The sequence below is a fragment of the Paucibacter sp. M5-1 genome, assembly GCF_027498415.2.
Taxonomy (GTDB): Bacteria; Pseudomonadota; Gammaproteobacteria; order Burkholderiales; family Burkholderiaceae_C; genus Roseateles_E.
Genome location: NZ_JAPZLM020000001.1, coordinates 3,675,040 through 3,689,403, shown reverse-complemented (window position 1 = coordinate 3,689,403; position 14,364 = coordinate 3,675,040). Strand labels below are relative to the sequence as shown.

The following is a 14,364-nucleotide window of genomic DNA, read 5'->3' as shown; positions in this document are numbered from 1 at the left end:
GACAAATCTCCGGAATAAAAGTGCACACGCCGCCCAGTGGGGCGGCGTGTCTTTGGCAAGGACTTGCGGGGCGGCGACTCAGCGGCTGTTGCGCCGCGCGCGCCAGCCCAAAGCCGCCAAGCCCAGGGCTAGCATCAGCCAGCTGGATGGCTCGGGCACGGCCGACACCAAGGGGCTGCCACCCGGCGTCCAGCCGGTGAACTCGCCCAGCGGCGCGGCGATGAAGCGAATGCCGCCGACGCCGGCGGCAAAGTCCGTGCGCGCGCGGCGCTGCATGCCCAGCACCGTGCTGACCTGGGTCACCGCCGCTTCCATCGTGAAGCTGAGGATGTACTCGCCGTTACCGTTAATCGCCAGGCCCCAGTAGCCATCGTGGCCGGCGTTGTCAAATTCGTCGACGAGGATTTTGTCTAAGCCGTCGGCGTTGGATGACGTCATGTAGTAAAACCATGACGAGCTACCGACCCGATTCATCGAATCGGCACCGTTACCGTTCCAGAGCCCATTGTCCAGTCCACCCGGTGTGGGGCCCTCTTGGCCAAAATAGCCCGGGAAGCCCTTGAAATCGACACTGGAGCCATTGACCAGATAGTCGGCCTCCACCAGATCAGCAGCAATTACCCCCGGTTTGTAGTGACTGTTGTTCGGATTGGTGCCGTTGGCTGTGCTCCCCAGGCCCCAAGCCTCGTTAAACGATTTCAACTTGAGAGTGCCGAGCGGGGTTTGAACGTCATCATTGAAGTTCTTATTGCCCATTCCCTTCAGCAATCCCCAGTGCGGATTGATAACTCCCGCCGCAGTTTCATGCCGCAGGGTGCTGAACGCGAAAATCTCGCCGGGCTCGAACCCGAAACCCGGCGCGCCGAAACCATACACGGCCCAGCGCTGATTGGCCTTGTCGGTCGAGACCGCTGAAAAGGTCTGGAAGTTGGGGTCGCTGTTCAGCGGGTCGAAAAACTTCTGGTAGCCCGCATCCTGTTGCGCATAGGTGAAGAAATTGTCTTTCTGATCCTGGTCCTCGACATAGGCCTTGGCCGACAGCCCCAGATCCTTGGTGTATGAGACCTCGGCGACCGGGTCGTAGATCACCAGGAAAAGCTCGGGAAACGAGGAAAAAGCTGGGTCAATACCGTCGGCGCCCCCACGGATGGCCGCCTGAGCCGTACCGCCCAGAGTCAGCGCAGCAAACGCTGTCAAAGCCATGTGACGCATGATCACCGGGAACTCTGCATACAGCTTCATGACTCGATCCTCAATCCAGTTCGATCTACTGCGGCTCCTCCCAGGGAACCACATGACAACTTAGTAAATAAGTCCGGGGAGACCTGTCTCCCCGGACCCGGCTGCCGCTGGCTGAGCTAGCCACCGGCAATCTTTCTCAAGGCTAGGCCCGGCTTACTTGAACATGCGCACCGGAGTGCAAGTCTTGGCAGCGGTGCGGGCGGTGTGAGCGGTAAAGCTGCGCACCGATTCCGGCAGATCGGCCCAGGCGGTGCCGGCCGGAATCGTGTCGGGTGTTGCTACCAGGCCGGCTTGCAGGTCCGGGTCCAGCTGGGCCAACACGCTGGCCTTGCCGATATTGGCGCGCAGGGTCTTCAGGAACTCCAGCTTGTCGCCGGTCGGAGCGTTGGCGCCGGTCTTGGCCCACTGCATCGTGGACTCGGTGACGAACTCGTAGCTGCCGTTGATCACGTTCTCGCGCTCCGGGGCGACGCCGCTGAGCTTGACGAAGCGATAGCCCTTGTCACCACCATTGGCGCGCGGGTTGTTCTCGCGGCCGATCACACCCAGCGCAAAGGCGCCGCCGGCGGCTCCTTCGGCCGTCGTGCCCAGACAGGTCTCGACGTTGCCGGTGCTGGCACCGGCAACCACGGTCAGCGCACCAGTCGCGGAGACTGCGCCGCCACCAGCACCCGTCGGCGTGTAAGCCGCAGTGCCACCGCAGGGGTTGTTGGCGAAGAAGGCGTTGGACGCAGCCTGTGTGCCCGAGCCGGCGGTGCGGCGGCAGACGTTGATCTTCTTGTTGTTGATGTTCGCTTCGACCGAGGCCGGGATCAGCAGATTCCAACCCTTCTTCTGGGCGTTGCTGCCGAGCAGCTGGCCGGTCAAGGCGCCGCGCACAAAGGTGGTGGGGATGCTGGGCTGCTTGGCAGCGTCTTCGTCGATGGCGGCGGCGCTCGAATCGACCAGACCCTGGGCCTTTTGCAGGGCCAGGTAAAGCTTCTTGTTGACGGCCACGCCGAACACGTTCTGCACAAAGCCGGCCGAATCGAGGTTGTCGACAGCGCGGCCGGCACCGGCGTTGATATTGGCTTCCAGCAGGGCCGGCTCGACGTCGGACAGGCCAGCGTCGGCCAGTGCGGGAGCGGTACCCGCGCAGGTGAAGGTAGGCGTCTGGATGTCGGTGGCCGGCGAGGCCTTGGCGGTGGCGGCGCAGGACGCGTCGACCAGCATATGAGCCTGGGTCGCATCAGCGGTGATGATGGGGCCCACGCCTTGGCCGGAGCCGCCAGCGTCGCGCTTGGTCACCAGTACGGCGGTGCCGGCGGGCCAGTTGCCGACCTGGACAGCCAGGCGGAAGGAGTAGGCGCGGTGGTTGGCGCCGGTAGCGTCGTTGAAGAACACGTCCAGGGTGGCCGGGTTGGCAACTTCCTGCAGATAGCCACCCAGGGCCAGGCGCAGGGCCGAGGCGCCGGCGATGCGGACTTCCTTCAGCGTGCCGGCATTGCGCTCGGCAACGATCTCGGCGGGGGTCAGGGCGTGGGCCGAGCCCAGGGCGGCCAGCGAGGCCAGGGCGATGACGGTGTTGCGGATCTTCATGATGGGTTTACTTCCAAAAATGAGGAATTCGGACAGAGCTCCGCCCACGCCACCCACCACAGAAGATGGGCGCCGGGAACGAGGACTCGCTTGCGTACTTGCTTGTCTGCTTCTTACTGAGCGGTCAGGCCGGCTCAGGACTGACGGCGACGGACCATGAAGCCGACGGCGCACAGGCCGGCCAACAGCAGGGCATAGGTGCTCGGCTCGGGCACGGCGGTGACGGCGGCGATGTTCGTGCCGTTGAAAGTCACCTGGGTGCTGGCGTTTGCGTAGGACGAGGCCAGAACCAGAGCGGTGGAATCGGCGCTGGACGAGGTCAGGTAGGACATCGTCAGGCTTTCACCGACCAAACCGACTTGCTTGTAGAAACCGGCCAGATTGACGTAGCCATCCAGATAGCCGTCGGTGCCGGAGGCCTGCGCCAGTTCGATGTTGGCCACGCCATTGCCGGCGTTGGTCGAGATGTCGTCGCTGATGGCAAAGGCCGTGGCCAGATTGTTCACGGCATCGTTGAACAGTTGGTTGTTGATGCCGTTGGCAGCCTGGCCAGCGCCAACCGTCGTGAACAGATTGATCTCGCCCGGCTCAAAGCCGAAGCCGATCGGGTTGGCGGCCAGCACGGTCCACTTGGTGTCGCTGCCACCGAAGCCGACGAACTTGTCCCACTCGGCGCCTTGCACCGAAATATTGAAGTTGCCATTGGCCTGGAAGGCGTTGGCGGTGATGCCCAGGTCCTTGATGAAGGAGCCCTTGGCGTTGGTGGCGATGAACACCAGTTCGGCTTCGCCGAAAGTGCCGGTCTGGCCGGTCTGGATCTCGGCGAAGGCGGAGCCGGTGGTGGCCAGCAGGGCGGCCAGGGCGATCGTCTTGAATTTCATGTGTTTTCTCCGATTGGAAAAAGAAGAAGGCAGTTGATGAGTTGTGCTCGTTGGTTCACTGATGCCTGGATAAGCGGAGCCCGTGGCGAACTCCTCCCTCTATCCGCAGCTGCGCCTGGGTTGCCGCTGCCGGGGCGCAGCGTGGGAGCGCTGCGCCGGGAGGCGGCCTTGGGCGTCGGGTCGCTGGGGCTGACCCTGGCTTAAAGAACGACTATCTGTCCTTTCGACAGCTCGCACTTTCGCAGCCCAAGGTGACAGGCGTTACGGGAAACGTGATGCAGTTCACAGCCCTTTCGGACTATGGTTGGCCGGTTCGAGCATGGGAAAACCCTGGGGTGGCCGGTGGTCCAGCAGATTCAGCGTCATCGCGCAGGCCACGGCCTGGGCGCGGTTGCTGGCATTGAGCTTGCGCAGGATCTTCTGCACATGGTTCTTCACCGTCAGCGCGCTGATGCCCAGACCCTCGCCGATCTGCTGGTTGTTCTTGCCCTCGCGCAGCCAGCTCAGGATCTGGCGCTCGCGCTCGGTGATGCCGGTCGGGTGGCTGCTGCGCGGCGTCATCATCGATGAGGGCAGCGGGCTGAGGTCGTGCTCGACGTACTGCACCCGCTGCCAGGTGGCGTGGATATGCGGCAGCAGCAGCTCCAGATGGCGGCACTGTGCCGGCGTGGCCGGGGCACCGACGCGGGCGAACACATAGAAGCCCTCGATCTCGCTGGGCCGCTGCGGCCGCGACAGGCCGTGCAGCAGCACATCGCCGACGCCGGCCTCGACCAGGGCCAGCGCATCGGGCGTCGCGCCACCCTCGGCATCGACGCTGGTGCAGACCGGCCGGCCGCGCGCCTGCAGCCACATCAGCTGCAGGCGCTGCATCAGCGCGCTGCCGCTGCGGGTCAGCTCGGTGAGTAGCGGCTCGGGCAGCGGCACGGTGTTGAAGACATCGAACACCAGCTCGCGCGCCGCGCGCTGGTAGGCGCCGCAGATGGCCAGCTGATGCGGCAGCAGCGGCTGCAGATGGCTCTGCATCCAGACAAAGAACTGATAGCGCCGCCTCACCTCCAGCGCAGAATCAGCCGCACGCATCAAGGCCTCGGCCTTCAGACTCTCCTGCGACATCGGGATGTCGCTCGGGTCATGGTTGTTCATGGGGACAGGGACGCGGTTGACAACAGGGCAGACCACGGGCCCGCTTTCTGGGCCCGCGGCTCTGAATGTTGCGCAATGTAAAGAGCGCTGATGACCATCTGTTGAAGGGAATGCCGGCAGATAGGCCGTTCGGCTCATGGCGCAGGCGCCGGCATGGGCCGAACGCCTCACTCCCGCTTCATTCGGCCCGGATCTCGACCTGACCGTCGCCCTCCACGCGCGCCGGCAGCGCATCGCCGGCGGCATTGCGGCCGCGCAGATTGAGCACCTCGATCGTCGAGCTGACGCCGGCCGCACCCGAGTGCACGCGCAGCGGCAGCGAGAGTTGCCCCTGCGGCGGCAGCTCGAACGCGACGCTGCCGGTGTTGGCCGCCGCGCCGCCCTCGGCGGGCGCGAACAAGCTCAGGTCGTAGCGCAACTCGCCACGCAGCAGATGGAAGGACTTGTTGTGCAGCGACACCGACAGGGTCTCGCCGACCGCCGCGCTGCCACTGGTCTGCAGCTCGGCGACGGCCTCACTGTCGGCCTCGCTATCGACCCCGTTGCCGTCCGCGCTCGCCTCAGCAGCAGTCTCCGGCACCAGCTCGGCGCCGCCACCGGACGGCGCACCCGAGGCCGCCACCACGCCGCGCCGCAGCCGCAGGCTCGCGGCGCCCGGATCGGCATCGCGCCCACTGGCCAGGCGCAGCAACTCGGGGCCGGACAGCGGCGCCAGCCGCAGCAGCCGCGGCGTGATCAAGAGCACGATGTCGGACTTGCTGCGGCTGTCCTCGCCGACGCCGAACAGACGCCCCAGCACCGGCAGACCGGAGAGCCCGGGCAGGCCGCGCGCCGTCTGGCGCTCGCTGTCGCCGATCAGGCCGGCCAGCAACTGGGTCTCGCCATCGCGCAGACGCACGACGGTGCTGGTGCTGCGCTGGCCGATGCGGTAGGCGGTGGCCGGCGGGTTGCCGCCGGAGCGAACCTCGGCCAGCAGGTAGCTGAGCTCCAGATCGAGCTTGAGCACGACCTCGCCATCGGACTGCACCTGCGGCTGCAGCGCCAGCTTCAGCCCGATGTCCTGGTAGCTGATATTGGTCGTCACGCCGATGTCCGGGCTGGCGCTGCTACCGAACACCGGCAGCTTGCCGCCCAGCTCGATACGGGACTTGTCGCGGTTGCGCAGGCGCAGTTGCGGTTTCGCGATCAGGGTCGCCAGCTCGCGATTGCCGCGCAGCCGGGCCACCAGCGCCGGGTTGGCGATGCTGCTGAGCAGCTCACGGCCGGCTCCCCAGGGCACCCGGCTGACATCGCCGGCCAGGCCGCGCTGCAGCGAGCTGGGCCAGTCTATGCCCAGCTCGCTGCTCTGGCTGCTGGCGACCTCGAGCAGCTCCAGCTCCACCAGCAGCTCGGCGTCGGGCCGGTCCAGGCCGGCGATCAGCTGCTCGGCCAGCGCCACCGTCTCCGGCGTGTCGCGCATCATCACCAGGTTGAGGCGCTCGTCGACCACCAGATCGCGGGTCTTGAGCAGGCCGCGCAGCAAGGCCTGCACCTGCTTGGGATCGGCGCTGTTTAGATAGAAGCTGCGGGTCTGCAGCTCCTGATGCTCGCGCCGCTTGGCCGGCGTGGCCGGGTAGATCAGCACCGTGTTGGGCGTCAGCCACTTCTGCTCCAGCTGCTGCAACGCGAGGATCAGGCGCAGGGCCTCGTCGACGCTGGCATGGCGCAGCGACAGCGACAGCCGGGTGTCGCTGCGCACCTCCTGATCGAACACGAAGTTCAGACCGCTGTGGCGCGACAGGGTCTCGAAGACGGCGCCCAGCCGGGTGTCGCGGAAGTTCAGCGCCAGGCCTTGCTGCGCGGCCGGTGCGGCCCAGGCCAGAACGGCGCACATCAGCAGCAGCGCGAGACAGGCCCGGCGCAGGCATGAGGGCAGCACAAGAGGTCTGGAGCGCACGGGGCTGGGGGCATTCGCCGAAACTGCGCATGCTGGGCGCCGCCGGTGACGTTGCGATGACAGGCCACCAACGCTTCGCCGCGACGCCGTCCTGTCACGCGCTGTTCACGCCAGCGCAATAGGGTGTCGTCCATGCTGACCCGACACCTCCCCTCTTCGCTGCGCGCCATCGCGCCCCGCCTTGTTCCCACGCTGATCGCGGCGGCCGCCGTCGCGATGCTCAGCGGCGCGCTGGCGCCGCAGCGCGCCCAGCAAGCCCTGGCCGCGCCGCTGGCGCGCGAGCTGGTCGTCAAGCTGCATGCGCCGCAGCCGGCACCCGCGCTCTTGCGCGCGCACGGCCTGCACCAGGTCCGGCCGCTGGGCTCGGGCTGGTGGGTGCTGGAGAGCCGCGGTGGACTCGACGCGGCCCAGCTCGCCCGGCTGACGGCGGCGCTGCGCCGCGAGCCCGAGGTCGAGGCCGTGCTGGGCCAGATGCGCGAGCAGCGCGCGGCGGTGCCCAACGACACCCTGTTCGCCAGCGAGCAATGGTGGCTGGGCGATCCCGCGACGGCCGGCAGCGCCGGCCTGGCCGGCTTCCCCAAGGCCTGGGACATCAGCAAGGGCAGCACCGACCCGGTGATCGCGGTGCTGGACTCGGGCCTGACGGCCCATCCGGACCTGCAGGCCAACACCCTGCCCGGCTACAACTTCGTCAGCAAGGCCGAGTACGCGAACAACGGCGTCGGCCGCAGCAACAGCGCCGACGATACGGGCGACGCGCTGACCCAGGCCGAGTTCAATGCCAACCCGACGCTGTGGGATGGCTGCATCGTCAACCCGAAAAGCAGCTGGCACGGTACCCTGGTGGCCGGCCAGCTCGGCGCGGTGACCAACAACGCCGCCGGCGTGGCCGGCATCAACTGGAACGCCCGCATCCTGCCGGTGCGGGTGTCGGGCAAATGCGGTGCCGCCGTGCCCGATATGGTGGACGGCATGCGCTGGGCCGCCGGCCTGCCGGTGGCGGGCGTGCCGGCCAACCCGACGCCGGCCAAGATCCTGGTGATCGGCTTCGCCGGCCTGTACTCCTGCAATGTCAATGACGCCAATGCCGATGTGGCCGCCGCCGCCAAGCTCTACAGCGACACCATTACCGAGCTGCGCAGCCGTGGCGTGATGATCGTCGCGGCGGCCGGCAATCTGCGCAGCGCGGTGGGCCGGCCGGCCAACTGCGCCGGGGTGTTCGGCGTGGCGGCGGTCAACCGCCAGGGCTTCAAGGCCTACTACTCGAACTTCGGCAGCGAGATCCAGCTGGCCACCACCGGCGGCGACGCCGACAGCGGCAAGACCTGCGACAGCCTGCTGGCCGACAGCGGCATCGCCTCGACAACCAACAAGGGCACGACCGCTGTGCAAGCCGGCGGCTGGGGCTATGGCGCCGTCAGCGGCAGCAGCTTCGCCGCGCCCCAGGTGGCCGGCACGGCCGCGCTGATGTGGGCCGCCAATCCGGCGCTGACCCTGGCCCAGGTCGAGGCCGGCCTGAAGATCAGCGCCCGCCCGCATGCCGTGGCCGCCGCGCTGGGCGCCTGCAGCGCTGCCAATCCGAGCCGCTGCACTTGCAGCACCAGCAGCTGCGGCGCCGGCCTGCTCGACGCCGAGCAGGCGCTGCGCTATGCCCAGGCGCCAGCCAGCTACACCGCCCCGACCCGCACGCCGGCCAGCCTCAGCGGCGCCGCGCTGGACAGCTGCGGCGCGCTGCAAGGCAGCAAGCCGATTCCGGAGCCAACGCCAACACCGACCCCCACGCCGACACCGACGCCGAGCCCTACTCCGACGCCAACGCCCACTCCGGCGCCGGCGCCGGCGCCGGCACCTGAAGGTGGCGGCGGTGGCGGTGCAAGCTCGCCGCTGTGGCTGCTGGCTCTGTCGCTGAGCCTGCCAGCGCTGGGCCTGGCACGGCGGCGGCGCGAGCAAGACGGCACCCCCAAGCGCTGAGTCCGACCCCGCATGCAAGGGGGTGAGCGCATGAGCCGAACGGCTCTGCCGCGTCATTAGCGCGTCGCTGGCGCCTCGCATAGTGGGCTGTTGCAGGCCGCGTTGGGCGGCCCGACACCCCCACCTACCAGGCAGGAGCTACGCATGAAGGGCATCAACCATCCGCGCAACGACGAGACGCTCAACCCGTCCGGCAATGCATCCATCCACGAGGTCATCGATGCCGTCGACGACAGCCGGCGCCTGTTCGTCAAGGGTTCGGTCAGCGCCACCGCGCTGAGCGCGGCCGGCGGCCTGACGCTGTCGGGCCTGACCGCCACGGTGCAGGCCGCACCGGTGGCGCCTGGCCTGGGCTTCCCGGGCATCGGCTTCGAGAGCGTGCCCGCGATGGTGGCGCCGGTGGCCGACCGCGTCACCGTACCGGCCGGCTACAGCGCCGAGCTGTTCGTCGCATGGGGCGACGCGATCGTGGCCGGCGGCCCGGCCTTCGCCGGTGACGCCAGCAACAGCGCCGCCGACCAGGAGCGCCAGTACGGCGAGCACACCGACGGCATGGCCTTCATGCCCTTCGCCGGCGCCGACGGCAAGCCGGTCAGCGACCGCGGCTTGCTGTGCGCCAACAACGAATACACGCATGAGCAAATCCTGACCCCGCAAGGCGTGCCCGGCGCCAGCATCGAGCATGTGCGCAAGTCGCAGGCCGCGCACGGCGTCTCCATCCTGGAGGCGCGCCGTCGCAACGGCCGCTGGATGGTGGTGAAGAACTCGCCCTACGGCCGCCGCCTGACGGCCAACAGCAAGATGCGCATCTCCGGCCCGGCCGCCGGCCATGCGCTGCTGAAGTCCAACGAGTACCTGATCAAGCCGACCGAGACCGTGCCGAGCGGCCAACTCAGCGACGGCCGCATTGCCTACGGCACGATCAACAACTGCGCCAACGGCATCACGCCCTGGGGCACCTACCTGACCTGCGAAGAAAACTTCAACGGCAACTTCGGCACCGCCGGCGCGATGCCCGGTGGCGAGCAGGCCGCTATCAACAACCGCTACGGCGTGGTCGCCGCCGGCTTCGGCTATGCCTGGGACAAGCAGGACCCGCGCTTCGATCTGGCGCTGAACCCCAAGGAGCCCAATCTGTTCGGCTGGGTGGTCGAGATCGATCCCTACGATCCGAAGAGCGTGCCGGTCAAGCGCACCGCGCTGGGTCGCTTCAAGCATGAGAGCGCCCAGTACGTGGTCGACAAGAACGGCCATCTGGCCGTCTATATGGGCGACGACGAGCGCAACGAGTACATCTACAAATTCGTCAGCGCCGGCAAGTACGACCCGAAGAACCGCGCGGCCAACCGCGATCTGCTGGACCAGGGCGTGCTCTATGTGGCCCGCTTCGACGCCACGCTGCGCGGCCAGTGGATCGCGCTGCTGCCGAGCACCATCGGTGTCAACGGCCAGGCACTGCGCGACAACCCGCACTTCCAGGGCGCCGACGATGCCGAGGTGCTGGCCAAGATCCTGATCAAGACCCGCATGGCCGCCGACGCGGTCGGCGCGACGATGATGGACCGCCCCGAGTGGACCGGCGCCCGCCCGCGCATCGGCGGCTTCCAGAAGATCGAGGTCTACTGCACGCTGACCAATAACAACCGCCGCGGCGCCAGCCCGGTGTCGAACAACGCGGCCGACGGCAGCACCGCCGCCGGCGCCGCCCGCCCGGCCCCGGATGCCGCCAACCCGCGCGCCAACAACCTCTACGGCCACATCATCCGCTGGACCGAGGACGGCGACAGCGTGCTGGCCACCGGCTTCGACTGGAACCTGTTCGTGCAGAACGGCGACAGCAAGACCAGCAAGAGCCCGCATCCGTCCGGCACCAACGACTACAAGGGCACCATCGTCGACGACCCGCAGGGCAGCGCCGACTACGGCGCGCCGGACGGTCTGTGGTTCGACCCATTCGGCCGCCTCTGGGTGCAGACCGACCAGGCCGGCAATGCCGCCGGCGACTGGGTCAATATCGGTGCCAACTGCATGGTCTGCGTCGACCCCAACAGCGGCGCCACCCGCCGCTTCCTGACCGCACCGCCGAACGCCGAAGTCACCGGCATCGCGATGACGCCGGACGGCAAGACCCTGTTCGTCGGCATCCAGCATCCGGGCGAGGACGCGCCGGCCAGCAACCCCGAGCTCTATTCGCGCTGGCCCGCCAGCCAGTGGGGCCTGGCCTCGGACGGCGTCACCCCGCTGCCCTTCGGCCGCCCGCGCTCGGGCGTGGTCGTGATCACCAAGAACGACGGCGGCATCGTCGGTTCCTGATTCCAGCTTCCAAGGAGAACTTTCATGCGTCAACACACCCCCCTGGCCGCCGCCGCGCTGGCCCTGCTGGCCCTGCTGCCCGCCCATGCGGCCCGCATCGACACCAACGCCGGCCTGGTCGACAGCAAGGTCATCACCTTCAACAGCTATGACGGCCTGATCGGCACCGGCCCCGAGGACGTCGGCGCCGAAGTCGGCGCGTCCGTGCTGTTCACCTCGGCGCCCTTCACCGAGCTCGGTGCCAATGCCCGCGACCTCGGCGAGAACGGTCTCTGGGGCGCCCGCGGCAACCCGGTCGACGGCCTGGTCGACACGCCCACCGGCAACGGCAACTTCATCGCCAGCGGCTTCATCGGCAACAGCGGCGAGCTGGGCTTTCGCTTCGGCAGCGGCGTGGCCGGCGTCGGCGCCTATCTGAACCAGTTCCAGATCGACGGCATCAGCAACAACTTCACCGTGCTGGCCTATGGCCAGAGCGGCAATGTGCTGGAGTCCTTCAATGTGTCCGTCGACACCGACTGGGACGGCTATAACGAGGGCCGCTTCCTCGGCTTCCAGCGCGCCGCCGCCGACATCTACGGCTTCGGCGTCGCCGGCAACGGCATCGTGCTGGACAACCTGAGCTTCACGACCGCCGTGCCCGAGCCCGAGAGCTATGCGCTGCTGCTGGCCGGCCTGGGTGTCGTCGGCCTGCTGGTGCGCCGCCGCCGCGCCGAGTAAGAACTCAAAACTGATCGCGCAGGCCCCGGGGTTCGCCTCGGGGCTTTTTTGTTGGTGTCAGTGCCCGAGCCGCCACGCCCGGCGCAGCCGCCGCTTGAAGGCCCGCGCCCAGCGCCAGACCGGGCTGGCCCGCACCCACAGCAACAGCCCCTCTTTCCAGGCCGCCCAGCGCGCATACAGCCGCGCGAACCAGGGCAGGCTTTGCAGTGCCGGCTCGGTCAGATGGAACAGCCGGGCCAGCACCGCCGTGCCCAGCAGCTTGGCCACCACGATCACCGCCAGCCCCAGCAGCGCCTCGCCACGCCCGATGAGCCACAGCGCCACGAGCTTGACCGGGATCAGCAGCAGGCTGGGCAGCAGGAAAACCAGCAGGGCGGGATAGGGCCGCAGCCGCGTTATGCCCGCCTCGATCTGCCGCAGCAGCGGCAGCCGGCCCAGCGCCGCCATCGCGCGCAGCAGCGGTGCCCAGCCCCATTCCTCGAACAGGATGGCCAGAGCCAGCAGCAGCCGGACCAGCCAGCGCAGCGGCGCGATCAAGGCCTTGATGAACATGGCCTCGGCGCCGGTCTCAGACCCCGCGCGCCCTGTCCTCGGCGAACTTCTTCTGGAAGCCCGCGAAGTTGCCCGCGTCCAGCGACTCGCGCACTTCCTTCATCAGGTTCAGGTAGTAGTGCAGGTTGTGCACGCTGGTCAGCATCGGGCCCAGCATCTCGCCGCAGCGGTCCAGGTGATGCAGATAGGCACGGCTGAAGTTGGCGCAGCAGTAGCAGGAGCAGGTCGCGTCGACCGGAGCGGCGTCGGTCTTGTAGCGGGCATTGCGCAGGCGCAGATCGCCGAAGCGGGTGAACAGATGGCCGTTGCGCGCATTGCGGGTGGGCATCACGCAGTCGAACATATCGATGCCCTGGCTGACGCCCTCGACCAGATCCTCGGGCGTGCCCACGCCCATCAGATAGCGCGGCTTCTCGGCCGGCAGCTGATGACCGATATGGGCCAGCACGCGCTGCATATCGGCCTTCGGCTCGCCGACCGACAGGCCGCCGATCGCATAGCCGGGTAGATCCAGCGCGGCCAGGCCGGCCAGCGATTCATCGCGCAGGCCTTCGAACATGCCGCCCTGCACGATGCCGAACAGCGCGTTCGGGTTCTCCAGCTTGGCGAACTCGTCCTGGCAGCGTTTGGCCCAGCGCAGGCTCATCTCCATGCTCTTGCGGGCTTCCAGCTCGGTGGTGATGTGGCCCTTGCTTTCGTAGGGCGTGCACTCGTCGAACTGCATCACGATGTCGCTGTTTAGAATCGTCTGGATCTGCATCGAGATCTCGGGCGTCAGGAACAGCTTGTCGCCATTGACCGGCGAGGCGAACTTGACACCCTCCTCGCTGATCTTGCGCATCTCGCCCAGGCTCCAGACCTGGAAGCCGCCGCTGTCGGTCAGGATGGGCTTGTTCCAGCTCTCGAACTGATGCAGGCCACCGAACTGCTTCATGATGTCCAGGCCCGGCCGCATCCACAGATGGAAGGTGTTGCCGAGGATGATTTGCGCGCCCATCTCTTCGAGCGAGCGCGGCATCACGCCCTTCACCGTGCCATAGGTGCCCACCGGCATGAAGATGGGGGTTTGCACCACACCATGGTTGAGGGTGAGCGTGCCGCGGCGGGCGCGGCCTTCGGTCTTGAGCAGGTCGAACTTCAGCATGATGGGGCGATTGTCGCAGCACGGGCGCGGGCCTAGACTGCCAGCCAGGGAGTCGGCCCAACGAGACCAGACCTATGCGAACCCTGTTCCTGGCGATGACGCTGCTGCTGGCCCTGCCTTCGGTGCTGGCCTGCGGCCCTTACACCCTGGGCTTCTACGAGTACGGCGCGCTGTACTACCGCGGCGAGAACGGTCGCTGGGAGGGGCTGGACAAGGATCTGGTCGAGGAGCTGGCGCGGCGCAGCGGCTGCCGCTTCGAGACGCGGCTCGAATCCCGGGTGCGGATCTGGGCCCAGCTGGCCGAGGGCCAGCTCGACGCCACCGTCTCGGCCCTGCCCACGCCCGAGCGCGAGCGCCTGGTCGAGTTCCTGCCCTATATCGAGTCGCGCCAGTATGTGCTGCTGCAACCCGAGCTGGCCGACCGACTGGGCAGCACCACGGCCTTCTCGGCCGATGCCGGGCGCAAGCTGCTGGTGGTGCGCGGCTATGTGCACACGCCGAGCCTGCAGGCCTGGGTCGACACGCTGCGCGCCCAGGGCCGCGTCGTCGAGGCGCCCGACCAGCCCAGCGCGATGCGCGCCTTCAAGGCCCAGCGCGCCGACGCGATGATTCTGGGCGCCAACAGCCTGGCCGCCGCGCGCCGCAACGACCGCGCCTTTGCCGCCTTTGCCGCCCTGCCCTATGCGCCGCAGGAGCACACGGTCGGCGCCTTGGCCTTGTCGCGCGAGCGCGTCTCGGCGGCCGACCGCGCGCTGCTGCGCCAGACCCTGCTGGAGATGCAGCGCGACGGCAGCCTGGCCGCGCTCAAGCGCCGCCATCTGGGCGAGCTGCTGGCCGGCAAGCCCTGATCGATCGCCGAACGGACGGGCGGGGACAATGCC

11 protein-coding genes are annotated in these 14,364 nt (G+C 67.9%); 4 read left to right on the top strand and 7 right to left on the bottom strand.

What is annotated here, in order from left to right; translation table 11 throughout:
* Positions 1-78: 78 nt before the first annotated feature.
* From O5M90_RS17355 to O5M90_RS17335, 5 genes are all read right to left on the bottom strand, one after another.
* Entirely contained in the window at positions 79-1,242 is a 1,164-nt protein-coding gene (locus O5M90_RS17355; RefSeq protein WP_269839728.1) for a PEP-CTERM sorting domain-containing protein, read from the bottom strand.
* A gap of 153 nt (positions 1,243-1,395) precedes the next feature.
* On the bottom strand, positions 1,396-2,820 hold the full coding sequence (locus tag O5M90_RS17350; RefSeq protein WP_262972076.1) for a hypothetical protein: 1,425 nt from the start codon (positions 2,818-2,820) through the stop codon (positions 1,396-1,398).
* A gap of 134 nt (positions 2,821-2,954) precedes the next feature.
* The gene (locus O5M90_RS17345) at positions 2,955-3,701 is read right to left on the bottom strand and encodes a PEP-CTERM sorting domain-containing protein (protein ID WP_262972077.1); all 747 of its coding nucleotides are present in this window, start codon (positions 3,699-3,701) and stop codon (positions 2,955-2,957) included.
* Positions 3,702-3,983: 282 nt separating this feature from the next.
* The gene (locus O5M90_RS17340; protein WP_269839727.1) at positions 3,984-4,847 is read right to left on the bottom strand and encodes a LuxR C-terminal-related transcriptional regulator; all 864 of its coding nucleotides are present in this window, start codon (positions 4,845-4,847) and stop codon (positions 3,984-3,986) included.
* A gap of 178 nt (positions 4,848-5,025) precedes the next feature.
* The gene (locus tag O5M90_RS17335) at positions 5,026-6,720 is read right to left on the bottom strand and encodes a secretin N-terminal domain-containing protein (RefSeq protein ID WP_269839726.1); all 1,695 of its coding nucleotides are present in this window, start codon (positions 6,718-6,720) and stop codon (positions 5,026-5,028) included.
* Between the two features lie 195 nt (positions 6,721-6,915).
* On the opposite strand from O5M90_RS17335, the gene O5M90_RS17330 reads away from it, so the two are divergent.
* The 3 genes from O5M90_RS17330 (at position 6,916) to O5M90_RS17320 (ending at position 11,787) form a co-directional block, all read left to right on the top strand.
* Complete coding sequence (locus O5M90_RS17330; protein ID WP_269839725.1) at positions 6,916-8,754, top strand: S8 family serine peptidase; 1,839 nt, start codon at positions 6,916-6,918, stop codon at positions 8,752-8,754.
* Positions 8,755-8,898: 144 nt separating this feature from the next.
* Positions 8,899-11,067, top strand: a complete 2,169-nt coding sequence (locus O5M90_RS17325; protein ID WP_269839724.1) for a PhoX family protein — start codon at positions 8,899-8,901, stop codon at positions 11,065-11,067.
* 24 nt (positions 11,068-11,091) lie between these two features.
* Entirely contained in the window at positions 11,092-11,787 is a 696-nt protein-coding gene (locus tag O5M90_RS17320) for a PEP-CTERM sorting domain-containing protein (RefSeq protein WP_269839723.1), read from the top strand.
* Positions 11,788-11,844: 57 nt separating this feature from the next.
* Here the strand turns inward: O5M90_RS17320 and O5M90_RS17315 are convergent, their stop codons facing one another.
* Complete coding sequence (locus tag O5M90_RS17315; protein ID WP_269839722.1) at positions 11,845-12,339, bottom strand: hypothetical protein; 495 nt, start codon at positions 12,337-12,339, stop codon at positions 11,845-11,847.
* A 16-nt stretch (positions 12,340-12,355) separates the two neighbouring features.
* Positions 12,356-13,483, bottom strand: a complete 1,128-nt coding sequence (gene tgt, locus O5M90_RS17310) for a tRNA guanosine(34) transglycosylase Tgt (protein WP_262972084.1) — start codon at positions 13,481-13,483, stop codon at positions 12,356-12,358.
* Positions 13,484-13,557: 74 nt separating this feature from the next.
* On the opposite strand from tgt, the gene O5M90_RS17305 reads away from it, so the two are divergent.
* On the top strand, positions 13,558-14,331 hold the full coding sequence (locus O5M90_RS17305) for a substrate-binding periplasmic protein (protein WP_269839721.1): 774 nt from the start codon (positions 13,558-13,560) through the stop codon (positions 14,329-14,331).
* The last annotated feature ends 33 nt before the right edge of the window (positions 14,332-14,364 follow it).